Below are 21,883 nucleotides of genomic sequence, written 5' to 3' on the forward strand. Positions count from 1 at the left end.
ATCTTGATGAGACCTATATAACCTATATAGTACCAATGTATCGTGTGGCCATACGCCGCCGATCCGGAGACAAGACATATGACGCCGAACGCCGCAATCGACGGACGACATACGCTGATGGAGCAGGAGGCCGGAGAGGCTGCGGCCACAGTCGCAAGGATGCTCGCCGCGAATCGCGACCCGTTCGCCGAAATCGCCCGGCGCCTGCGTGCCTCGCCCCCCGCGGCGGTCGTCACCTGCGCGCGCGGATCGTCGGATCATGCCGCGACCTATGCCAAATATCTGATCGAGACGATGACGGGGACGCCGACCGCGTCGGCGGCCTTGTCGATCGCATCGCTCTATGACGCCCCTGCGGTCACGGGAAACCGGCTGTGCCTTGCCATTTCGCAGTCAGGAAAAAGCCCCGACCTGCTCGCCGCGGTCGAACAGCAGCGCGATGCCGGGGCCCTCGTCGTCGCGCTGGTCAACGCCCAAGGCTCGCCGCTCGCGGCCCTCGCCGACGTCGTGATCCCGCTGTCCGCCGGGGTCGAACGGTCGGTGGCAGCGACCAAATCCTATATCGCCTCGCTCGCCGCGATCGCCGCACTCGTCGCAGCCTGGTCCAAGGACGCGCCGCTCGAAAACGCGCTGACCGCCCTGCCTGACCAGCTTGCGGAGGCGTTCGCGCTCGACTGGTCGCCCGCGGTCGGCGCCTTTCAGGGCGCCACGAACCTGTTCGTTCTTGGCCGTGGCTATGGCCTTGGCGTGGCGCAGGAGGCAGCGCTTAAATTCAAGGAAACCTCGGGGCTCCACGCCGAAAGTTTCAGCGCCGCCGAGGTACGCCACGGCCCAATGGCGATCGTCGGCGATGCCTTTCACGTCCTCGCGTTCGGCGGCACCGACCGCGCCGCTGCCGGTGTTCGCGACGTCGCCGACGAGTTCCGCGGGCGCGGCGCAACCGTATTGCTCGCCGATCCCGCGGGCGGCGACCTGCCCGCCATCGCGGCGCATCCTGCGATCGAGCCGATCCTGTTGATCCAGAGCTTTTACCGCATGGCGAGCGCGCTGGCGCTGGCGCGGGGACACAACCCCGACTCGCCTCCGCATCTCAACAAGGTTACCGAGACTTTATGATCTTTCGTTTCCATGGCGGCCGGGTCGCACTGCCGGCCGGTGTCGTCGGCGCGGTGGACATCGCCGTCGCCGGCGGCACCGTCACCGCCGTCTCGCCCGCGGCCGACACGCCCGCGGACCGGGAGATCGATCTGGACGGCGGCTGGCTCCTCCCCGGCTTCGTCGACACGCAGGTCAATGGCGGCGGCGGGGTGCTGTTCAACGATCAGGTCGATGTCGAAGCGATCGCGGCGATCGGCGCCGCGCACGCACGTTATGGCACCACCGCCTTCCTTCCGACGCTGATCAGCGACACGCCGGCCCAGATAGCCGCCGCGCTCTCCGCGGTCGATGCCGCGATCGAGCAAGGGGTGCCGGGCGTCGTCGGCATCCATATCGAAGGCCCGTTCATCAACGAGGTGAAGCGCGGCATCCACGAGGCGCATCGTATCCGCCGCCTCGACGACGCCATCCTTACGACGCTTACGGCGCCGCATCGCGGGCGCGTGATGCTGACGCTAGCGCCCGAATTGTGCGACGAAGACGACATCCGCACCCTCGTCCGCCACGGGGTGATCGTCAGCGCGGGGCACAGCGATGCTACCTATGACGAAGCGCAGCGCGCGATCGGCGCGGGGCTCTCCGGCTTTACCCATTTGTTCAACGCGATGTCGCCGCTGCACCATCGCAAACCCGGCGCGGTTGGCGCGGCGTTCGATTCGGATACATGGTGCGGGCTGATCGTCGACGACGTCCATCTGCACCCCGCCGTCGTGCGGCTGGCGGTCCATGCGAAGGGCAAGGACCGCATCATGCTCGTCACCGATGCGATGCCGAGCGTCGGCACCGACGTCAGCGAATTCACGCTGCAGGGCAAGCGTATCGCGGTGAAGGACGGCGTCTGCATCTTCGAGGACGGCACGCTCGCGGGCACGCATCTCGACATGGCGTCGGCGCTGCGCAAGACGGTAGAGGTGACGGGCCTTTCCATTCCCGATGTGTCGGCCATGGCAAGCGCGACGCCTGCCGCTTTCCTGTCGTTGCAGGACAGCATCGGCGCGATCGCAGCCGGGCAGCGCGCCGACTGGGCGTGGCTGAGTGCCGAACTCGCGCCGCGCGCAACATGGATCGGCGGGCGGATTGTTCCGGAAACCGCATCGGACTTTGTCCAAGCCGCACAATGATAAACAAGCCGCGGAACAAAAAGCGGCGGAAGTTTTGGGGATTAAATCGATGAGCTTGATCATCACCTCTCCGCTCAGAGGATGGGCAACGACGCTGGACAGCGTTCCCGACCCCGTCTTTGCCCAACGGATGATGGGCGACGGCGTTGCGATCCAGCCGCTGAGCGATACGGTGGTCGCGCCGTTCGACGGCGAGGTGGTGACGCTCCACGATGCCGGCCACGCGATTTCGCTGCGCAGCGCCGAGGGCGCCGAAGTGTTGATCCACATCGGGCTCGACACCGTGATGCTGAAGGGTGAAGGTTTCACGCCGCTGGTCGCGATTGGTGACAAGGTATCGCGCGGCGACCCGTTGATCCGCTTCGACATCGATGCCGTCGCGCTCGCGGCGACGAGCCTGATCACGCCGGTAATCGTCACCAATGCCGAAGCCTTTTCGATCAGCCGCCGCACGGTCGATTGTGCGATCGGCGCGTGCGAAGCGCTGATGACATTGGTGCCGGTACAGGCCGAGGCGCGCCGCCGGTCGGATGACGGCACGGTGGTCGAGCAGGCGGTTACGCTGTCGCTGCCGCACGGCATCCACGCCCGTCCCGCCGCGCGGATCGGTGAGACGGCACGAAGGTTCGAGGCCGACGTGCATCTGCTGAACGGCGACAAGCGCGGCGATGCGCGCAGCACCGTGGCGCTGCTGGCGCTCGGCACAGGCTTTGGCGATGACGTCGTCGTACAAGCGCGCGGGGAAGATGCCGAGGCGGCGCTTGCGGCGATCGTCGCCTTGCTGGCGACCGACATGGGCGAAGGCACAGCGACACCGATCGCGGCGCCCGTTGCGGCAAGCGTGGCACAAGCACTGCGCGCCGGACAGATCGGGGGCGTCATTGCCTCGCCCGGGCTCGCGATGGGTCCGGCGGCGCGGTTGCGGCAGGCCGAGATTGCCGTCGCGCGCGAGGGCACCGGTGCGGTCCAGGAGCGCGCCGCGCTGCTCGCCGCACGAGATGACGTTCGCGACCGGATCGCGGCGCGCGCCGACAGCGCGGACGGCAGCGTCGCGGCGGTCATGCATGCGCATCTGGCGCTGATCGACGATCCCGAACTGCTTGCCGGCGCGGAAAAGCGCATCGCCGAGGGACGCAGCGCGGGCTTCGCGTGGCGCGGCGCGATCCACGACCAAGTCGATGCGATCCGCGCGACGGGCAATGCGCATCTGATCGAACGCATCGACGACCTGATCGATATCGAGCGCCAATTGCTGTCGACGCTGACGGGCACCCCGACCGATGCCGAAGCCGTTCCCGCGGGCGCGATTGTCGTCGCCGACGACCTGTTGCCATCGCAGCTCGTCGCGCTCGCCGCCGCGAGACCTTCCGGCATCTGCCTCGCGCGCGGCGGCCCGACCTCGCACGTCGCCATCCTCTGCGCGGGCATGGGCTTGCCCGCGCTCGTCGCGATGGGCGATGCGCTGGATGCGGTTGCGGACGGTACGCCGCTGTTGCTCGACGCCGAGCTCGGGCATGTCACAGCTAACCCTTCGGCGGCCGACGCCGACGCGTTTACGGCCCGCCTCGCGAAGCGCGAGACGCGGCGCGAAGCAGCGCAATCGGCGGCAAAGGACGCCTGCCAGACCAGCGACGGCACGCGCATCGAAATCTTCGCCAATATCGGCACGGTCGAAGACGCCGTGCTCGCCGCCGCGCAGGGCGCCGAGGGATCGGGGCTCGTCCGCAGCGAGTTTCTGTTCCTCGATCGCGATACGGCGCCGTCGGAGGATGAGCAGTACGCCGCCTATCAGGGGATCGCCGACGCTTTGGCGGGCAAGCCCGTTATCATCCGCCTGCTCGACATCGGCGGCGACAAGCCCGCCGCGTACATCCCGATCGCCCACGAGGAAAATCCGGCGCTCGGGCAGCGCGGCATCCGTGTTGCGCTTGCCCGGCCCGACCTGCTCCAAACCCAGCTCCGCGCGATCCTGCGCACCCGCCCCGTCGGCCAGTGCAAAATCATGATTCCGATGGTCGCTGGCATCGACGAACTGCGCCACGTCCGCGCGCTCGTCGAACGGCTGCGCGGCGAGATGGGGATCGCGACGCCGGTCGAAGTCGGGGTGATGGTCGAGACGCCCGCCGCGGCGATGACCGCCGACCTGCTCGCCGCCGAGGCCGATTTCCTGTCGATCGGGACCAACGACCTGACCCAATATGTGCTGGCGATGGACCGCGGCAATCCGGTGGTCGCCGCCGGGGTCGACGCGATGCACCCCGCGGTGCTGCGCATGATTGGCGAAGCCTGCCGCCTTGCGACCGCGCGCGGTCGCTGGGTCGGCGTGTGCGGCGGGCTTGCCTCCGATCCTGCCGCGCTGCCGATCCTGGTCGGGCTCGGCGCCACCGAACTCTCGGCAGTCCCCGGCTTCGTCGCCGAGGCGAAGCAGATCGTCCGCGGGCTGACCCTGATCGAAGCGCGCGCGCATGCCGAACTCGCGCTGCAATGCAAGTCGGCAGCCGAGGTTCGCGCGCTCGCTCGCGCATTCGAGGAGACACGGCGATGAGAAAGATGCTCGAAACGCTCCAGCCGCTCGGCCGCGCGCTGATGCTGCCGATCGCGGTGCTGCCGATCGCGGGCCTGCTGCTGCGTATCGGCCAGCCCGACCTGCTCGACATTGCCTTCATCTCCGCCGCGGGCGCCGCGATCTTCGAAAATCTGGGCATCCTCTTCGCCATCGGCGTCGCGGTCGGCTTTGCGCGCGACGGCAATGGCGCCGCGGCGCTCGCGGGCGTGGTCTGTTACCTCGTCACCACGACCGGTGCGCAGACCTTTCTCACCGCGCCGCCCGATATTGGCGCGGGTTTGCCCGAGGCGGCTGCGGCGCTCGCCGCAAAGAATTGGGCGCTCACGCAGATCGACAAGCTCGAGGTGCCGATAGGCATATTGTCCGGCCTCATCGGCGGCAATTTCTACAACCGTTTTGCCACCATCGCGCTCCCCGAATATCTCGCTTTCTTCGGCGGCCGGCGTTTCGTCCCCATTGCCAGCGGCGTTGCCGGGCTGCTGCTCGCGGCCGTGCTCGGCTATGGCTATGCACATATCAGCGGCGCGATCGACACCGCGAGCCGTACGGTGGTCGAGAGCGGCGGCGGCGGCCTCTTCGTCTATGGCGTACTCAACCGGCTGCTGATCGTCACCGGGCTGCACCACATCATCAACAACGCCGCGTGGTTCGTCGTCGGCGATTTCGGCGGCGCGACCGGCGACCTTCGGCGCTTCTTCGCGGGCGATCCCAATGCGGGCGCGTTCATGTCGGGCTTTTTCCCGGTGATGATGTTCGGCCTGCCCGCCGCGTGCCTCGCCATGTATCACGAGGCGCGGCCCGAACGGCGCAAGGCGGTCGGCGGGATGCTTTTCAGTCTCGCCTTCACCAGCTTTCTGACCGGCGTCACCGAACCGATCGAGTTCACTTTCATGTTCGTCGCGCCGTTGCTCTACGCGATCCACGCGCTGCTGACCGGCCTCTCGATGGCGCTGATGAATGCGCTCGACGTCAAGCTCGGCTTCGGCTTTTCGGCCGGGCTGTTCGACTATGTGCTGAACTTCAGCCTCGCGACGCGGCCGTGGATGCTGTTGCCGGTGGGCGCTGCCTATGCCGCGCTCTATTACGGCCTGTTCCGCTTCTTCATCCGCCGTTTCGACCTTGCGACGCCGGGACGCGAAAAGGGCGTCGTCGCCGAAACCGCCACCGCATCGGCGGGTGGCGCACGAGGGGGAGCTTTTGTCGCGGCGCTCGGCGGCGCGGCCAATCTGGTCAGCGTCGATGCCTGCACCACGCGCCTGCGCCTGATCGTCGCCGACAGCCAAGCCATCGACGACGACGCGCTAACCGCGCTCGGCGCGCGCGGCATCATCCGCCCCTCCGAAAAGGCCGCACAAGTCGTGCTCGGGCCGATCGCCGATCTGGTCGCCGAGGAAATCCGCGGCGCCCTGGCGTGGAGCGGCGCTGCTGCGGCGGCGACGCTCACACCCGTGGTGGCGGGCGGCACCGACGCCTCGGGGATCCCAGCAGAAGTTGTCGGCGCGCTCGGCGGCGACGCCAATGTCCGCACCGTCCACGCGCTTCATGGCCGCTTCCGGGTCGAACTCGCCGATGCGGGACGCGTCGACGAGGGCGCACTCGCCCGGATGACGCGCGGCATCGTCCGGCCGCAGCCCGACATCTGCCATATCCTGTTATGACATAGGGCGGCGGCCTTCCCGCCGCTCGCCCTAGGCGCTCGCCCGGCCGCTCCTCCGGAGCTTTCGGGCGGGCGCCACTTCCCAACTCGGCTCAGGCGGGCGAGGACAGCTTCATCATCACCAGTCCGCTGACGATCAGCAGCGCGGCGGTAATCCGCATCGCGTTCGCCTGTTCACCGAGGATGAAGATACCGACCAGAAAGGCACCGACCGCGCCGATCCCGGTCCAGATCGTATAGGCGGTGCCGAGCGGCAGCGATTTCATCGACAGCGACAGCAGGGCGAAGCTCACGATCATTGCGACGAGCGTGATGGCCGTCGGTGCAGGCCGCGTGAAGCCATCCGATTGCTTCATCGCAAACGCCCATATGATCTCGAAAATTCCGGCAATCGTCAAATATATCCAGGCCATGACAGCCCTCCTTCAAAGGCTGCCGGGCCGTCCCGGACTTGCAAGCCCGCGCGCGGCGCAGGCGAGGACGTGGCCTCTTTATGGCGGCCTGGCAGGGGCAGTAGGACTCGAACCTACGACCCTCGGTTTTGGAGACCGATGCTCTACCAACTGAGCTATACCCCTAGGCCGGAGTGCGCCACTAGCCGGATTGCGAAGGCGGGGCAAGAGGGATCACGGGTTGCGCGGGCGGGCCGGGCTGATATGCGCAATTTCGCATGAGCACCGCCGCTTCCTCCGCCCCCTCTTCGGCTGCACCGCAAAATTACCTTGGCGGAATAGCGCTGCGGCTGCTGGCGATGGCCAGCCTTTCGCTGATGTTCGTGCTGGTCAAGCTGATCGCGGAATCGGGCGTCCATATCCTCGAAAGCCTGTTCTGGCGGCAAGCGGTGGTGATCCCCCTCGTCTTTGCCTGGGCGCTGTCGCATGGCGGCATCGCGTCGCTCAAGACTCGGCGGATCGGCGCCCACGCCCGCCGCGCGACGATGGGCCTCATCGGCATGGCGTGCAATTTCGGCGGCATGATCTTCCTGCCGATGGCCGAAGCGACGACGATCAACCTGTCGGTGCCGATCTTCGCGGTGATCTTTGCCGCGCTGCTGCTCGGCGAGCCGACGGGGTGGCAGCGGTGGAGCGCCGTGATCATCGGCTTTGTGGGGGTGCTCGTCGTCCTGAACCCCGCAGCCAATTTCACCGGCGGGTTCAGCGGCGAGCATGGTATCGGAACGTTGATCGCATTGGGCGGTGCCCTCATGACGGCGCTTATCACTATCGCCATCCGCGACCTCGGCCGCACCGAAAATGCGACGACGATCGTCTTCTGGTTCAGCCTGCTGTCGATGCTCCCGCTGGGGATCGCCCTGCCCTTCGTCATCACGCCGCACGATCCTTATCAATGGCTGCTGCTGCTCGGGCTCGGCCTTTCGGGCGCGGTCGTGCAGATGTCGCTGACCGGCGCGCTGCGCCTCGCCCCGGTGGCGGTCGTCATTCCGATGGACTATTCGTCGCTGCTCTGGTCGATCGCCTGCGGCTGGTGGTTCTTTGGCACCCTGCCCGCCGACACGACGTGGATCGGTGCCCCGCTGATCATCGCGAGCGGGCTGTTCATCGCGTGGCGCGAGCACCGCCTGCACATCGAGCGCACAAAGGACATCGCGGCATGATTCTCCCCATTCTCTATCACTGCCCCGACGCCCGCTCACTGCGCTGCCTGTGGGCCGTCGAGGAAGCCGGGATCGACGTCGACCTGCGCCTCCTCAAATTCCCCCCGCGCGCATTCGAACCCGATTATCGCGCGGTGAACCCGCTGATGACGATTCCCGGCTGGATCGAAGACGGGCAGTTGATGACCGAATCGGCGGCGATCTGCGAGCGGATCGCCGAGGGAACGCCGCTCGAGGTGCGCCGCGACGAGGCGGATTATTGGGCGTGGCGCAACTGGCTGCACCGCAGCGACGCCACGCTGACCTTCCCGCTCGCGATCATGATCCGCTATACGCGCGTCGAGCCCGAGGAACGACGGCTGGCGCAGGCGGTCGCGGATTACAAAGCCTTCTTCGGCGGCCGCGCTAAGAGCATCGAGGCGGCGCTGGCCGACGGGCGCGAGTGGCTCGTCGCGGGACGCTTCACCATCGCCGACATCGCGATCGGCTATGCCGCCTTCCTCGCGACGACATTGGGCGCCGACGATGTGCTGGGTGATGCGACGAAGGCGTGGTTGGGCCGCTGCACGGCGCGCGAAGGGTTTCGGCGCGCCCGCGCGCGGCAGAAAGCCGCCGCCTGACGGAAAAGGGCTCCACCATAAGATGGAGCCCTCCGTGCCCCCGTGTATGGCAAACGCCAACGGAGAAAACGCATCGGCCTTTCGGGGTGTAGGTCGCGTGAAAGGCCGGATGTGGGGTGAATTTATGCCGCCGCGGGGACGTTGGCTTTCATATTCTCCCGGCGCTTAAAGCCACAAGGGCGCCGCATGCGCGCATCGAAACTGTGTCCTTTGTGGCTTTAAGCGTCGGGATGCGCGCGGCGCCACCGAAGCCCGACCATCAGGACGAATGGCCAGAATATCGTATTGAGGACGTCGAACGCGCTGTCCGGCATCCGCCAGGTGCCATGCGCGATGCGGTCGGCAACCTCCTTTGCGATGGCCGCAGCCAGGACGAACAGAAACGGAGTCCATGTCGCAAGCGAACGCCGGGTCACAATCCGGGCAAGAAACAGAACGACCATGCCGCCATGCACATGCAGCAGGCTGTCCGACGCACCTGTGCTCATGCCGAGCGCAGAGCTCAGCGGACGGTAGAAGTCGACGAGGTTTTCCATCAGGACGCGCTAGAGCACCCGATAAATGAACCTGCCGTTACCGGCAGCAGGTGATCCAAAGATAAGGTCAGCCGTTCAATTCACCATCCGCTCATAACCCTGCCAATAGGGCGCGCGCAGGTCCTTGCGCAAAATCTTGCCGCTCGCATTCCTCGGCAGCGCGTCGATCACGTCGATGCTGCGCGGGCATTTGAACGGCGCGATGCGCTCGCGCGCCCATGCGATAATGTCGGCTTCGTCGGCCGTCGTTCCGGGCTTGGCGACGACGACCGCTTTCACCGTCTCGCCCCATTTCTCGTCGGGAATGCCGATCACCGCGACCTCCTGCACTGCGGGATGACCGAAGATCGCGCTTTCGACCTCGGCCGGATAGACATTCTCGCCGCCGGTGATGATCATGTCCTTCATCCGGTCGTGGATAAAAAGATAGCCGTCCTCGTCCAGATAGCCGGCGTCGCCGGTGCGGATCCAGCCATCGTCGGTCATCGTCTTCGCGGTTGCGTCCGGCAGGTTCCAGTACCCCAGCATATTGTTCGACGAGCGCGTCACGACCTCCCCCACTTCGCCGGTCGGGACCGATTGGCCGTCGGGTCCGAGGATGACGATTTCGACTCCCGGGAGCGCCTTGCCCGCCGAACGCATGCGCGCATTGCCCGCCGGGTCATGGTCCTCGGGCGGCAGCATCGAGATCGTACCCGTCGTCTCGGTCATGCCATATGCCTGGATGAACTGCGCGCCGAAGACCTTGATGCACTGGCGCAGCAGTTCGAGCGGGATCGGCGCGGCGCCATAGAGGATATATTTGAGGCGGCTGTAATCAACGCTGGCGCAGCGCGCGTGCATCAGCAGCATCTGGAGCGCGGCGGGCACCATGAAGAAGCGCGTGACGCCATGCTGCTCGACCGCATCGAACACCCCGTCGGGATTGAATTCGGCCAGCACGACACCCGGCAGCCCCGCCGCGAGCGCCATGATGCCGAGCCCGGTGCCCCCGATATGCGCGCACGGCATCGCGACCAGCACCGCCTCGTCATCCTCCCATTTGGTGTAGGGCAGGTCGAGGGTGTTCGAATGTTTGCGGAGCGCGAAGAGGTTGTGGTTCGACAGCACCGCACCCTTGGGATTGCCGGTGGTGCCCGAAGTATAAAGCTGGAGCACCGCGTCGTTGGCGGCCGAGGGTTCGAAGGGCACGCGCGTCACGCCGTCGATCATCGCCCAGGCATCGGCGGCGCCGACGATCGCGGGGTCGTTCTGCAACTTTCCCGCGAGTTGTTCGGCGAGCGTATCGAACCCCGGCCCCGCGAACACCATCTTTGCTTGCGTGTCGTTGACAATGAACGCCCATTCGGTCGGCGACAGCCGCCAGCCGATCGGCGCCATCACGATGCCCGCGCGCGCCGCACCGTAAAAGAGGGCAAAATAAAGGTCGCTGTTCTTGCCGATCCACGCGATGCGGTCACCCTTCTGGAGCCCCGCCGCGAGCAGCGCCGACGCGGCGCGCGCGGTGCGATCGTCGAGTTCGGTATAGGTATAGACGCGGTCTTCCTCGCGCAGCGCCACCCGGTCGGGACGCTCATTGGCCCAATGGGTCAGGAATTCGTCAAATGTGAAAAGGTCCGAAACGTCGCGGCCCATCGCCTCTCTCTCCTCGAATCGCATCTGTTTCGTGCAATTGGCGCGAGGCTAGCGGTTGTGGACGCGGCGTAAAGCGCCGATCGCCTATCCTGTCAGGTCCGTCAGGTGCGGCGGAAGAGCAGCATCAGATTGTTCGCCGGCATCGCGCGGCGTTCGGCGAAGACGAAGTCGGCATCGGCGGCGACAACTTTCACAGCGTCGGTATCGCGAAGCCCCCATGCCGGGTTGCGGCTGCGCAGGCTGGTGTCGAAGGCAAGATTGCTCTCGGCAGTCGGCACATCGGGTTCGATATAGGGACCGTAGAGGATCAGCGGCGTGCCGGGCGCGAGCAGCCGCGCAGCGCCGGCGAACAAGCCCAGCGTGGCGTCCCATGGGCTGATATGGACCATGTTGATGCAGAGAATGGCATCTGCATGGTCGACGGGCCATTTGGCGCCCGCCGCATCGAGCGCGACCGGCTGCGCGATGTTCGCGAGACCGGCCTCGGCGCGGTACGCCGCGATGGAGCCCAGCCCCGCGGGATCGGGGTCGCTCGGCTGCCAGTCGAGCCCAGGAAAGGCGGCGGCGAAATGGATGGCGTGTTCGCCCGACCCGCTCGCGACCTCGAGCACCGTACCGGCTTCGGGCAGCCAATCGGCGAGCACCGCGACGATAGCGTCACGATTGCGTAGCGTTGCGGGGGCGTGGCGCTTGTCGGCTGGCGCGCCATCCCCCGGCATCCAGGGCTGCGACGTCACTTTTTAGCCTGCGCCCGCGCGCGCCGTTCGCGCATGATCAGCCAGCCGAACAAGCCGACCGGGCCCGCCATCAGCGTCAGGAACAGGAAGGGGAATTGGACGATCCGGCTGAACCCCTTCTGGTCGGCATCGCGCGCGATCCACATGCCGGTGAACAGGTCGAACGCCAGATAATGGATCCACCCCATCGTCGCCCCGCCGGGGCTGTCGAACAGCTTCATCACGCCCTTCAGCGTCGTAAAGTCCGCGCTGCTCGCCCCGCCCGGGTCGATGCCGCCGGTCAGGAAACCGACGATCAGAACCGTGTAGGCGAAGCATAGGAGGAAAACGCCGGCGTAGAGGATCGCCGCGAGGATTTTCGGGCTGCGCGGCAGGAAAGCGAGCGCGATCCAGCCCGCGAAGGCCCAGTAATTGGCCAACAAAAAGATATTGTCCCAGCTCATCGCGCGCTCCCCCGCCCTGTCAAATCAGTCCGCCGAGCCCGAAAAGCACGACGCCGGCGAGCAAGGCAATGGCGCCGGTGACGGTGATCAGCAAGGTCATTCGCGCCGCCGATGCACGCCGCGACGCAAGCAAGGCGAGTGTGAGGCCGAGACCGATCGCAAACAGCGGAGCATAGAGGAAGGCCCAGTCGTAACTGAATTCGCGGCGGACCTCGATCATCTCCCATTGCTCGACGACGAGGCCGTAGGCGGTGATCGCGATGAGCCAGCCGAGGATTGCAACGATCGCGAACAGCGCGCCGGCCGCGACGCAGCCCGGGCCGCGCGGACGCGGCGCGGCTGGGTCAGGACCGGGCGCCGCTTCGGCCATCAGCCCTCCCAGGCCAACACGGGCTTCCGCGCCGCCAGCGTCTCGTCGAGCCGCGCGCGGGGAGCGAAATGCGGCGCCGTCTTCAGCGCCGGGTCGCCGTTTTTCGCGCGCAGCGCGATGCTGCGCAGCGCGCCGATGAACTGGTCGAGCGCCGCCTTGCTTTCGGTCTCGGTCGGCTCGACGAGCATGGCGCCGTGGACGACGAGCGGGAAATAAACCGTCATCGGGTGATAGCCCTCGTCGATCAGCCCCTTCGCGATGTCGAGCGTCGAGAAGCCTTCGGCGAGCCCCTTGTCGCTGAACAGTGCCTCGTGCATGCACGGCCCCGACGCCGCGAACGGTGCGTCGAGCACGCCCTCGAGGCTGCGCAGTACATAATTCGCGTTGAGCACGGCATCCTCGGCGACCTGCTTGAGCCCGTCCGCACCATGGCTCAGGATATAGGTCAGCGCGCGGGTGAACATGCCCATCTGGCCGTGGAAGGCTGTCATGCGGCCGAAGGTCTGCGGATGATCCTCGCCCGCGCTTTCCTCTTCGATCAGGCGGAACGCATCGCCCTGCTTGGTGACGAAAGGCAACGGCGCAAAAGGAGCCAAAGCCTCGGACAGCACGACCGGACCCGAGCCTGGGCCGCCGCCGCCGTGCGGGGTCGAGAAGGTCTTGTGGAGGTTGATATGCATCGCATCGACACCAAGGTCGCCGGGGCGCACACGGCCGACGATGGCGTTGAAGTTCGCGCCGTCGCAATAGACATAACCGCCCGCGGCGTGGACCGCGTCGGAGATCGCCTTCATGTCGCGTTCGAACAGGCCGCAGGTGTTGGGGTTGGTGATCATCACCCCCGCAACGTCGGGGCCGAGGCGCGCCTTCAGGGCTTCGAGGTTCACGCGGCCCGCTTCGGTTGCGGGAATATCCTCGACGGTGAAGCCCGCAAAGGCGGCGGTGGCGGGGTTGGTGCCGTGCGCGCTTTCGGGGACGAGGATCACGCGGCGGTCCTCGCCGCGCGCTTCGAGCGCCGCCTTGATGCAGAGGATGCCGCAGAGCTCGCCATGCGCGCCCGCCTTGGGCGACATCGCGACGCTGTGCATGCCGGTGAGCGTGATCAGCCATTCGGCGAGATCGTGGATCACCGCATAGGCGCCCTGTACCGTTTCCTGCGGCTGCAGCGGGTGGACGTCGGCGAAGCCCGGCATCCGCGCGACCTTTTCGTTGAGGCGCGGATTGTGCTTCATCGTGCAGCTGCCGAGCGGGAAGAGGCCGAGGTCGATCGCATAATTCTGCCGCGACAGGCGCGTGTAATGGCGCACCGTTTCCGATTCGCTGAGCCCCGGCAGGCCGATCGGCGCGGTGCGCGCGAGCGCGCCGAGGTCGGCGGCGGGTGCGGCTTCGTCGAAATCAACCCCGGTCGTCTCGCTGCCGCCGATCTCGAAGATCAGCGCTTCCTCGAGCATCAGCGCGCGGTTTCCGGTGAAGGTCGTGCTATCGTCGGCGCCGCCGGCGACGTTCATTTCGGGGCGCCAGCCGGCGCGGTTGAGCGCGGTCATGCCAGCACCTCCTTCAGGGCAACGGCGAAGGCGGAAATATCCGCCTCGGTCACGGTTTCGGTCACGGCGACGACGAGGCCATTTTCTAGCCCAGCATTGTCGGGATAAAGGCGGCCGAGCGAGACGCCGCCCAATATGTCCTGCTCGGCGAGCTTGTGGATCACCGGACGGGCTTCGGTCGGAAGCAGCAGCGTGAATTCGTTGAAATAGCTGTTGTTGAGCACCGATACGCCGGGGATTTTTGCGAGTTCGACCGCAGCAGCCTTGGCGCGGCCATGGTTGATCGCGGCGAGCTGGCGAAGCCCCGCTTCCCCGAGCAAGGTCATGTGAATGCTGAAGGCCAGTGCACAAAGGCCGGAATTTGTGCAGATATTACTCGTCGCCTTTTCGCGGCGGATATGCTGCTCGCGCGTCGACAGCGTCAGCACGAAGCCGCGCTTGCCGTTGGCATCGACGGTTTCGCCGCAGAGGCGACCCGGCATCTGGCGGACATATTTGGTCTTGCACGCGAAGAGACCCACATACGGGCCGCCAAACTGGAGGCCGACGCCAAGCGACTGTCCTTCGCCCACGACGATGTCGGCACCCATTTCGCCGGGCGACTTGATCAGGCCGAGCGCGACGGGTTCGGTCACCACCGCGATCAGCAACGCGCCCGCGGCCTGGCATGCTTCGGCGAGCGTCGTCATGTCGTCGATGCGGCCCAGAATGTCGGGATATTGGACGACGACGCAGCTCGTTTCCTTGTCGATGCTGTCTGCCAGCGCCGCCCAGTCGGTTCCGGCTTCGAGGCTCGGATCGCCGTCGACGAGGACATCGCCGGTATATTTCGCCATCGTGCGCGCGACGCTGCGGTAGTGCGGGTGGAGGCCGGTCGAGAGCAGCGCCTTGGCGCGCTTGGTGATGCGCCGCGCCATGACGATCGCTTCCCAGCAGGCGGTCGAGCCATCATACATCGACGCATTGGCGACGTCGGTGCCAAGCAGCCGTGCGACCTGGCTCTGGAATTCGAACAGCATCTGCAGCGTGCCCTGCGCGATTTCGGGCTGGTACGGGGTGTAGGCGGTCAGGAACTCGCCGCGCTGGATCAGATGATCGACACTCGCGGGCACATGGTGGCGATAGGCACCCGCGCCGAGGAAGAAGGGGCCCTCGCCCGCAGCGCGGCTGCGGCGTGCGAGCGCGCCCATATGGCGCTCGACCGCGAGCTCGCTCGCATGGCTCGGCAGGCCGGCGATCGGGCCATCGAGCCGGGCTTCGGCGGGGACATCGACAAACAGATCGTCGATCGTTGCGGCGCCGATCGTCGCGAGCATCGCCGCGCGGTCGTCATTGGTCAAAGGCAGATAACGCATGAACTACTCCGGGGAAGAGACTGAATTGGTGGAAAGAAGCTGCGCAACGTCGGTCAGAGAGCCGCGGAAGATCGTGGGACCGCTGTGCGTCGTGCTGACCCACGGCGCGAGCCAGATGCGGAAACCCGCATCGCGAACGCGCCGGCAAAAGGCATAATCGTCGGACAAAAGCGCCTGCGTCCCGGCCTCGATCATCGACGAGAAGGAGGCGGCTTCATATTCGCCGACGCCATGTGCGGCGCGCTCGGCGGGATCGGGCCGGAATGCGATGTCGGGCAATGTGTCGCGCAACGTTTCCAGCACGTCGCGACGAATGAGCATCATCGCCGTGCCGAGGCGCGACAATTCGACGAGATCGGTCAGCGCGAAATTCTGATCGGGGTGCAGGAAGTGCAGCGCGAAATCGCCCGCGAAGCGCGCGAGATCGGCCGGATCCTCCTTGCCGAAGCCCCGCTCGACCGCGGCTGCAACATTGCGCCAATTGACCATGCGCCGGGGGTAGGCGGCGCCGAGCACCGCGCACTCGGGCCGCCCCGCCATCGCCTGCACCATCGAAAAGACGTCGTCCGACGTGAAATCGATATCGGCATCGACGAACAGCATATGGGTGCAATCGCTCGCGAGGAACATCGCCGCCAATATGTTGCGCGCCCGCGTGATCGACGGCTGATAGAGGATGAATTCGAACCGGACCGAAATGCCCCGTGCCTGCGCCTTCAGCGCCAGATCGAGCGCCGAGCGCACATAAGTGCCCTGCGCCCCGTCATAGATGGGCGTCGCCACCATCAGGCGGCAATTGGCGAGGGCTGGATCGGTTGCGATCACATTATCTCCCCCCTCCCGCTTGCGGGAGGGGTCGGGGGAGGGTCTGTTTCGGTAGGGCCGACCCGTCCCCCGACAGGCCCTCCCCTAGCCCCTCCCGCAAGCGGGAGGGGGATGATTAAAGCGCGTCGCAGAAGGCTTTGTATGCCTTTGCGTCCATCAGGCCGTCGAGCTGGCTCTTGTCGCCGAGCGTCATGCGGAAGAACCAGCCTTCGCCTTCGGGATCCGAATTGACGAGCGCGGGATCTTCCTCGAGTTGGCCATTTCCTTCGGTCACGGTGCCATCGACGGGCGCGTAGACGTCGCTGGCGGCCTTCACAGATTCGACCACGGCCGCGTCGCCACCCTTGCTAAGTTCGGCACCGGTGTCGGGAACTTCGACGAACACGATGTCGCCGAGCTGGCCCTGCGCGAAGTCGGTGATGCCGACCGTCGCGACATCGCCGTCGACGTCAATCCACTCATGCTCTTCGGTAAAATAACGCGGCATCACTCAACCTCCTGTTTTACGAACATAATTATGCGGAACGAAGGGCATCGCGGTTACCGTGCAATGCACCAGCTTGCCGCGCACTTCGGCGGCGACCGCGGTGCCGGGCACCGCATGGTCGCGCGGAACATAGCCCATCGCGATCGGCGCGCCGACGCTGGGGGCAAAGCCGCCCGAGGTCACGACACCGATCTCGTCCTCGCCGTCGAACAGCTTGGCGCCCTCGCGCACCGGCAGCTTGCCGTCGACGAGCAAGCCGACGCGTTTGCGCGGCGGACCCTCTTCGAGATGGCCAAGGATGCGTGCAGCACCGGGGAAATTCTCTTCTTCGCGGCGGCGCTTGCTCACGGCGAAGCCAAGGTCGGCTTCGGCAGGGTCGATCGCGGGGGTCAGGTCGTGGCCGTAGAGCGGCAGGCCAGCTTCGAGCCGCAACGAATCGCGCGCGCCAAGGCCGATCGGTTTGACCTCTTCCATCGCGCAAAGCGCATCGGCAAAGGCGGTCAGTGCATCATTGGGCAACGAGATTTCGAAGCCGTCCTCGCCGGTGTAGCCCGAGCGGCTGAGCGCAATTGCATGGCCAGCCCAGGTCGCGCGGGTCGCCTGCATGAAGACAAGCCCCGCGGCCTCCGGCACCAGCCGCGCCAGCGCGTCGACCGCTTTCGGCCCCTGCAGCGCGAGCAGGCCATAATCTTCATTGTGGTTGAGCGTGATGTCGTCGGGAAGGTTTTCGCGCAGATGGCCGATATCTTCCCACTTGACCGCGCCGTTGACGACGATGCCGAACTGGTCGCCTTCGTTGGTGATCATCAGATCGTCGAGAATGCCCCCATCTTCGTCGAGCAGCAGCGAATAGCGCATCCGGCCGGGCTTCAGCGCCGAGATGTCGCCGGGAACGAGCGTTTCGAGCGCCTCGGCGACATTGTCGCCCGACAGCGCCAGCTGTCCCATGTGGCTGACATCGAACAGGCCGGCGTTTTCGCGGACCCAAAGATGTTCGGCCATGATGCCTTCATACTGGATCGGCATCCAGTAGCCGGCGAATTCGACCATCCGGCCGCCCTTCACGCGGTGCCAGGCGTCGAGCGGCAGCGTCGCGGTCTCGATCTCCGCTTCGTCGCCTGTGAATTCGGTGTCGGTCATGCCAGTCTCCCGCGGTTGCATAGCGTATGCGCGGCCCATCGCCGCGCCTTGTCGCCATGCCCCCTCTGTCACGGGAACCTGAGAGTTTTCCCCCATATCATGGGGTTACCCCTTCGGTGGTTCCGGCCCAATCCTTATTCAGGCGGCCGGAACGCTTTCCAGAGTGTCCGTTCCAGCCTGCGCGGTCCTGCTGACCTGAGAGTTTCCGGGGCGGTTGCTCCTTCGGTGGTGAGGCGCCGGTTGCCCTGCCCTCACGCTCTCCCGCGCGGCCGGTCGAATCTCTTGCGAGGCCCGACAGACGCTGCGAGCCTTGGCGCTGCCAATTTACGGAGTCAATCGGCGAGCGCGCGGATGGCGTCGTTTTCGTGGATATGCACGCCCGAACCGCCCCGCCCCGCCGCCGCCCGTTCTGCCAGCGCGACGATCGCCGCGGCGACGCTGTCGCCCGAAATCGAGCGATAGCGGCGGAAGGAGCCGTGAAGCAATGCGTCGGTCAACGGCGCCGCGATGGTTGCGATCCCTTCGCCCAGCCGCTGCGGGCCGGGCCGGTCGCCGCGCAGCAGGCCGGGGCGGATCAGGTCGAGCCGGTCGAAACCGAGCGCCCGCAGATCATCCTCGGTCTCGCCCTTCGTCCGCAGATAGAAATTGCCGCTCTTTGCCGCGGCGCCGACCGAACTCACCAAAATCATATGCGGGGTGCCGCCCGCCTTCGCCCCGCGCGCGGCGGCAAGCACTAGGTCGTGGTCGACTGCGCGAAAGGCGGCTTGCGACCCCGCTTGCCGGATCGTCGTACCGAGGCAGGAGATGAGGACGGCGGGCTTTTCAGCGGCGATAATGTCGGTCCAGCGTTCGGACGGTGCGATCAGTTGCTGGTGCTGCGCCGCCAGCCCTTCGACTTCGCGGCGCGCAAGGACGGTGACGGGATTGGAACCGAAACGTTCGACCACCGCGCTCCCGATCAGCCCCGTCGCGCCGATGATCAGCGCGTCAGGCATGCGCCAGCGCCTGTGGCACGGCATCGCGGCCGAAGATTTCAGCGTAGCGGTCGATGGCGAAACGGTCGGTCATGCCCGCGATATAATCACCGATATGCCGGTTTGTCGCGCATTCTTCGCCGGGCAGGCGCCCCGACCAGTCCTCGCCCATCAGGCGCGGGTCGGCGGCATAGGCGGCGAAGAGATCACCGACGACCTTGTTTGCCGCCTCGGCGGCGGCGACCTGTTCGGGGTGATGATAGAGGTTCGCGTACATGAAGCGCTTGAGGTCGCGCTCCTGCGCAGCAAGTTCGGACGAAAAGCCGCCGAGCGCGCGGCCCGCGGCGCGAACTTCTTCGACGCTTCCCACTCCAGCGTCGGCTACATTGGCCTCGGTCGCCGCGATCACGTCGTTGACCATCACGCCGATCTGGTCACGGACGAGTTCGCGAAGCAGCCGATCGCGCGGGGCGCCGGGGAAGCGGCCTTCGACGGCGCGGAAATTGGCGGCGACGAAGGACTGTTCCATCAACTGGTCGAGGTCGAGCAGCCCCGCGCGAAGGCCATCGTCGATGTCGTGATTGTCATAGGCGATATCGTCGGCGACCGCCGCGATCTGCGCCTCGAGGCTGGCATGGCTGCCGAGGTCGAGCCCGAAATCACCGTCGAATTCGGCGAGCGCCCAGCCGGGCGCCGCCACCGGCCCATTATGCTTGGCGAGCCCTTCGAGTGTTTCCCATGTCAGGTTGAGGCCGTCGAAAAGCGGATAGGGACATTCGAGACGCGCGAGCGTGCGCAATGTGTGGCCGTTGTGATCGAAGCCGCCATGCGTCGCCATCGCGGCCTTCAGCGCGTCCTCGCCCGCATGGCCGAAGGGCGGATGCCCGATGTCGTGCGCAAGGCACAGCGCCTCGGTCAGATCCTCGTTGAGCCCTAGCGCGCGCGCGATGCCACGGCCGATCTGCGCGACCTCGATGCTGTGGGTCAGGCGGACGCGATAATGGTCGCCGTCGGGGGCGACGAACACCTGCGTCTTGTGGCGCAGGCGGCGAAAGGCGATCGAGTGGATGATGCGGTCGCGGTCGCGCTGAAAATCGTCGCGCGGCCCGCGTACGACGCGGCCAAGCTCGGCATGACGGCGCCCGCGGCTATGAGCGGGATCGCTGGCGCAGTCGGCAACGCTCACTTGACCGGATCGACGGACTGGCCCGCCTCGCTGTTGAAAAGGAAGCCGTCGCCGCCCGCCTTCTTATAGTCGGCGAGCCAATCCTGTGCCGTCTTGCGGTCCTTGAACGGGCCGACGAGCAAACGGCGGGTCTTGCCCCATTCGGTTGTTGCGCCCGACTTGCCCTTGAACACGGCAGGGCTCTTCTTGGCGAATTTGCCGAAGTCGGTCGCGAGCGCCTTGGCATTCGCGCCGGTCGCGACCTGCACCCAGATACGCGCGGGATTGGCCTTTTTCTCGGCCGCCTCTTCCTTCGCTTTGGCGTCGGCTTCGGCCTTTGCCTTGGCCGCCACGACGTCCTTTTCGCGCTTTGCCGCATCGGCAGCTTCGGCCTTGCGCTTGTCTTGCATCAGCTTGGCGAGCGTGTCGGCACCGATCGCGTTGTCGGACTGGGCCAGTTCTTCGGCCGGGATCTCGATCGACCCGACGATGTCGGCGAGCGACGCGAGCGGCGCCGCCGAAACGGATGCTGGCGTAGCCGCCGCCACGCTCACCGCCGATGATGAGGGCGCAGCGGACTCGGCCGCGCGCGGCGGTGAAGGAGTCGATACGGCGCCCGTCGAACGCCCCATATCGGCGATCGAGAAGCCCGGTCCGGCCGGACCCTTCCCGGCATCGACGGCCACGCCGATCGGCTCGGACACCGTGGCCGCGGGGATCGAGGCGGGCGGCGGAACAGGACCGACCGCCTGCGTCGGGGCGGGGTTTTGGGTCGGGGTCGGGGTCGGGGCGGGGGTCGGGGTTGGCGTGGGCGTTTCGAATGGCCTACGAATGGTCTGCTGAAACGGCGAACGCAGCACTGGGGCGGACACTCCGGGCGGTGTCGACGTAACAGGCGCGGATACAGCCGTGGCGGGAGTTGTCGTGGACGGCCGGGTGGCCGGTTCCGAAACGGGTTTACGGCCCACCGGCGCGGGGGTCGCCGACATGATGGGTCGCCGATGGTCGCCCGTTGCCGGACGCTTGCCCGTCGCCGTAACCGGCGGGGCGGCGGGCGGCGGCGTGGCGGCGGCAACCTGCACCGGCTTGCGCTTCGGTCCCAATTGCCCGTTCGGGAAGCGCCCGAAATGGGCGGCGGCCGCCTGTTGCGCCGGATTGAGCCGATCCATCTGGGTCAGATAGGGCATGATGTTCTGCGCCATCGCAGGCGGCATCGTCGCGTTGACGATCTCGGTCGCCTCCTTGTCGCGGCCGTTCATCGCGAGGATCATTGCGCGCAGGCGCCATGCGCCGCGATCCTGCGCGCGCAATTGCGGCGTCAGCATCTGGATCGCACGATCGGCATCGCCGCTGATGCCAAGCGACAACGCATAGCGCCGCGTCAGTTCGTCGTTCGGGGTGATCGACAGCGCGAGTTGATAATCGCGCTGCGCCGCGTCCTGCTGCCCAAGCAGGTCGCGCGCGAGACCGCGGTCGGCGAGGAACAGCCGTTCAGGCGCGCCCATCAACTGCGCTTCGCCGAAATAATCGAGCGCGCGCGTCGGGTTTTCCATGTGGACCATCGCCGAACCGAGCGCGGCCTTGACCGAGCCGTCGCGCGGGTTCGCCTGTTCGGCGCGGACGAGGAAGCCGAGCGCGGCGCGATAATCCTCGAGTTCGATCGATGCTCGGCCGGCATTGAGCAGCGCCGATGTGTCGCTGTTGTTCGAGGCGATGCGCGCGAGTGAGGAAGACAGGAGCACGCGTGCCGCGGTCCGCTTTTCCATCGCCGCCTTTGTCGCGGCATCGGGCGGCGTCACTTGCGCGTGAACGGACGGCAGCGCGGCCGTCCAAAGCAACAGCGCGCCGAGCGCGCGAACATAATAGCGCGCGCGCGCCGGCCTCGCCGTCAGTTTCACTTGCCGCATGGGCGCATCATCCCGATTTCCGGCCTGC

General features: G+C 66.5%; 20 protein-coding genes, 1 tRNA gene and 2 riboswitches. Of the genes, 6 read left to right on the plus strand and 15 right to left on the minus strand.

Features of this window, described 5'->3' with window-relative positions; all coding sequences use genetic code 11:
- Window positions 1-78 precede the first annotated feature (78 nt).
- Genes ACREBX_RS09795 through nagE form a run of 4 tightly spaced genes read left to right on the plus strand, consistent with a single transcriptional unit; the run spans window position 79 to window position 6,503 of the window.
- Window positions 79-1,116 carry an SIS domain-containing protein gene (locus ACREBX_RS09795; protein ID WP_431561557.1) on the plus strand — a complete coding sequence of 346 codons (1,038 nt, stop codon included), beginning with the start codon at window positions 79-81 and terminating at the stop codon, window positions 1,114-1,116.
- Window positions 1,113-2,279, plus strand: coding sequence for an N-acetylglucosamine-6-phosphate deacetylase (gene nagA, locus ACREBX_RS09800; RefSeq protein ID WP_431561558.1), 1,167 nt, complete (start codon window positions 1,113-1,115; stop codon window positions 2,277-2,279). Before ACREBX_RS09795 ends, nagA begins: the two co-directional genes overlap by 4 nt.
- A gap of 49 nt (window positions 2,280-2,328) precedes the next feature.
- Window positions 2,329-4,824 carry a phosphoenolpyruvate--protein phosphotransferase gene (gene ptsP, locus ACREBX_RS09805; protein ID WP_431561559.1) on the plus strand — a complete coding sequence of 832 codons (2,496 nt, stop codon included), beginning with the start codon at window positions 2,329-2,331 and terminating at the stop codon, window positions 4,822-4,824.
- Window positions 4,821-6,503, plus strand: coding sequence for an N-acetylglucosamine-specific PTS transporter subunit IIBC (gene nagE / locus ACREBX_RS09810; protein ID WP_431561560.1), 1,683 nt, complete (start codon window positions 4,821-4,823; stop codon window positions 6,501-6,503). Before ptsP ends, nagE begins: the two co-directional genes overlap by 4 nt.
- Window positions 6,504-6,594: 91 nt before the next feature.
- Here the strand turns inward: nagE and ACREBX_RS09815 are convergent, their stop codons facing one another.
- Window positions 6,595-6,915: a DMT family transporter gene (locus tag ACREBX_RS09815; protein WP_431561561.1), complete on the minus strand. Its 321-nt coding sequence runs from the start codon at window positions 6,913-6,915 to the stop codon at window positions 6,595-6,597.
- Between the two features lie 89 nt (window positions 6,916-7,004).
- A tRNA-Trp gene (locus ACREBX_RS09820) sits at window positions 7,005-7,080 on the minus strand.
- Window positions 7,081-7,172: 92 nt separating this feature from the next.
- Between ACREBX_RS09820 and ACREBX_RS09825 the strand changes: the two genes are divergently transcribed.
- Together ACREBX_RS09825 and ACREBX_RS09830 are read left to right on the plus strand one after the other, a co-directional pair.
- Entirely contained in the window at window positions 7,173-8,117 is a 945-nt protein-coding gene (locus ACREBX_RS09825; RefSeq protein ID WP_431561562.1) for a DMT family transporter, read from the plus strand.
- Window positions 8,114-8,737 carry a glutathione S-transferase family protein gene (locus tag ACREBX_RS09830; protein WP_431561563.1) on the plus strand — a complete coding sequence of 208 codons (624 nt, stop codon included), beginning with the start codon at window positions 8,114-8,116 and terminating at the stop codon, window positions 8,735-8,737. Before ACREBX_RS09825 ends, ACREBX_RS09830 begins: the two co-directional genes overlap by 4 nt.
- 218 nt (window positions 8,738-8,955) lie before the next feature.
- Here the strand turns inward: ACREBX_RS09830 and ACREBX_RS09835 are convergent, their stop codons facing one another.
- From ACREBX_RS09835 to ACREBX_RS09895, 13 genes are all read right to left on the minus strand, one after another.
- On the minus strand, window positions 8,956-9,273 hold the full coding sequence (locus ACREBX_RS09835) for a hypothetical protein (RefSeq protein ID WP_431561564.1): 318 nt from the start codon (window positions 9,271-9,273) through the stop codon (window positions 8,956-8,958).
- Window positions 9,274-9,348: 75 nt separating this feature from the next.
- On the minus strand, window positions 9,349-10,908 hold the full coding sequence (locus ACREBX_RS09840; RefSeq protein WP_431561565.1) for a fatty acid--CoA ligase: 1,560 nt from the start codon (window positions 10,906-10,908) through the stop codon (window positions 9,349-9,351).
- A gap of 101 nt (window positions 10,909-11,009) precedes the next feature.
- Complete coding sequence (locus ACREBX_RS09845) at window positions 11,010-11,627, minus strand: DUF938 domain-containing protein (protein WP_431561642.1); 618 nt, start codon at window positions 11,625-11,627, stop codon at window positions 11,010-11,012.
- 14 nt (window positions 11,628-11,641) lie between these two features.
- Complete coding sequence (locus tag ACREBX_RS09850; protein WP_431561566.1) at window positions 11,642-12,088, minus strand: ABA4-like family protein; 447 nt, start codon at window positions 12,086-12,088, stop codon at window positions 11,642-11,644.
- 19 nt (window positions 12,089-12,107) lie between these two features.
- Window positions 12,108-12,458, minus strand: a complete 351-nt coding sequence (locus tag ACREBX_RS09855; RefSeq protein ID WP_431561567.1) for a hypothetical protein — start codon at window positions 12,456-12,458, stop codon at window positions 12,108-12,110.
- Entirely contained in the window at window positions 12,458-13,966 is a 1,509-nt protein-coding gene (gene gcvPB / locus ACREBX_RS09860) for an aminomethyl-transferring glycine dehydrogenase subunit GcvPB (RefSeq protein ID WP_431561643.1), read from the minus strand. The genes ACREBX_RS09855 and gcvPB overlap by 1 nt, the downstream gene beginning before the upstream one ends.
- A gap of 32 nt (window positions 13,967-13,998) precedes the next feature.
- Window positions 13,999-15,357, minus strand: coding sequence for an aminomethyl-transferring glycine dehydrogenase subunit GcvPA (gene gcvPA / locus ACREBX_RS09865; protein WP_431561568.1), 1,359 nt, complete (start codon window positions 15,355-15,357; stop codon window positions 13,999-14,001).
- 3 nt (window positions 15,358-15,360) lie between these two features.
- Window positions 15,361-16,182 (minus strand): glycosyltransferase family 2 protein, encoded by an 822-nt coding sequence (locus ACREBX_RS09870; RefSeq protein ID WP_431561569.1) that lies wholly within the window; start codon window positions 16,180-16,182, stop codon window positions 15,361-15,363.
- Between the two features lie 115 nt (window positions 16,183-16,297).
- Entirely contained in the window at window positions 16,298-16,669 is a 372-nt protein-coding gene (gcvH, locus tag ACREBX_RS09875) for a glycine cleavage system protein GcvH (RefSeq protein WP_431561570.1), read from the minus strand.
- Between the two features lie 3 nt (window positions 16,670-16,672).
- On the minus strand, window positions 16,673-17,809 hold the full coding sequence (gene gcvT, locus ACREBX_RS09880; protein WP_431561571.1) for a glycine cleavage system aminomethyltransferase GcvT: 1,137 nt from the start codon (window positions 17,807-17,809) through the stop codon (window positions 16,673-16,675).
- A 55-nt stretch (window positions 17,810-17,864) separates the two neighbouring features.
- A riboswitch (glycine riboswitch) is annotated at window positions 17,865-17,981 on the minus strand.
- Window positions 17,982-18,083, minus strand: a riboswitch (glycine riboswitch).
- A 58-nt stretch (window positions 18,084-18,141) separates the two neighbouring features.
- Window positions 18,142-18,804: an NAD-dependent epimerase/dehydratase family protein gene (locus tag ACREBX_RS09885; RefSeq protein WP_431561572.1), complete on the minus strand. Its 663-nt coding sequence runs from the start codon at window positions 18,802-18,804 to the stop codon at window positions 18,142-18,144.
- On the minus strand, window positions 18,797-19,969 hold the full coding sequence (locus ACREBX_RS09890) for a deoxyguanosinetriphosphate triphosphohydrolase (protein ID WP_431561573.1): 1,173 nt from the start codon (window positions 19,967-19,969) through the stop codon (window positions 18,797-18,799). Before ACREBX_RS09890 ends, ACREBX_RS09885 begins: the two co-directional genes overlap by 8 nt.
- A complete protein-coding gene (locus ACREBX_RS09895; RefSeq protein ID WP_431561574.1) occupies window positions 19,966-21,855 on the minus strand; it encodes a tetratricopeptide repeat protein in 1,890 nt (629 codons plus the stop codon). The genes ACREBX_RS09890 and ACREBX_RS09895 overlap by 4 nt, the downstream gene beginning before the upstream one ends.
- Window positions 21,856-21,883 lie beyond the last annotated feature (28 nt).

This window comes from Sphingopyxis sp. (assembly GCF_050725655.1).
GTDB lineage: Bacteria > Pseudomonadota > Alphaproteobacteria > Sphingomonadales > Sphingomonadaceae > Sphingopyxis.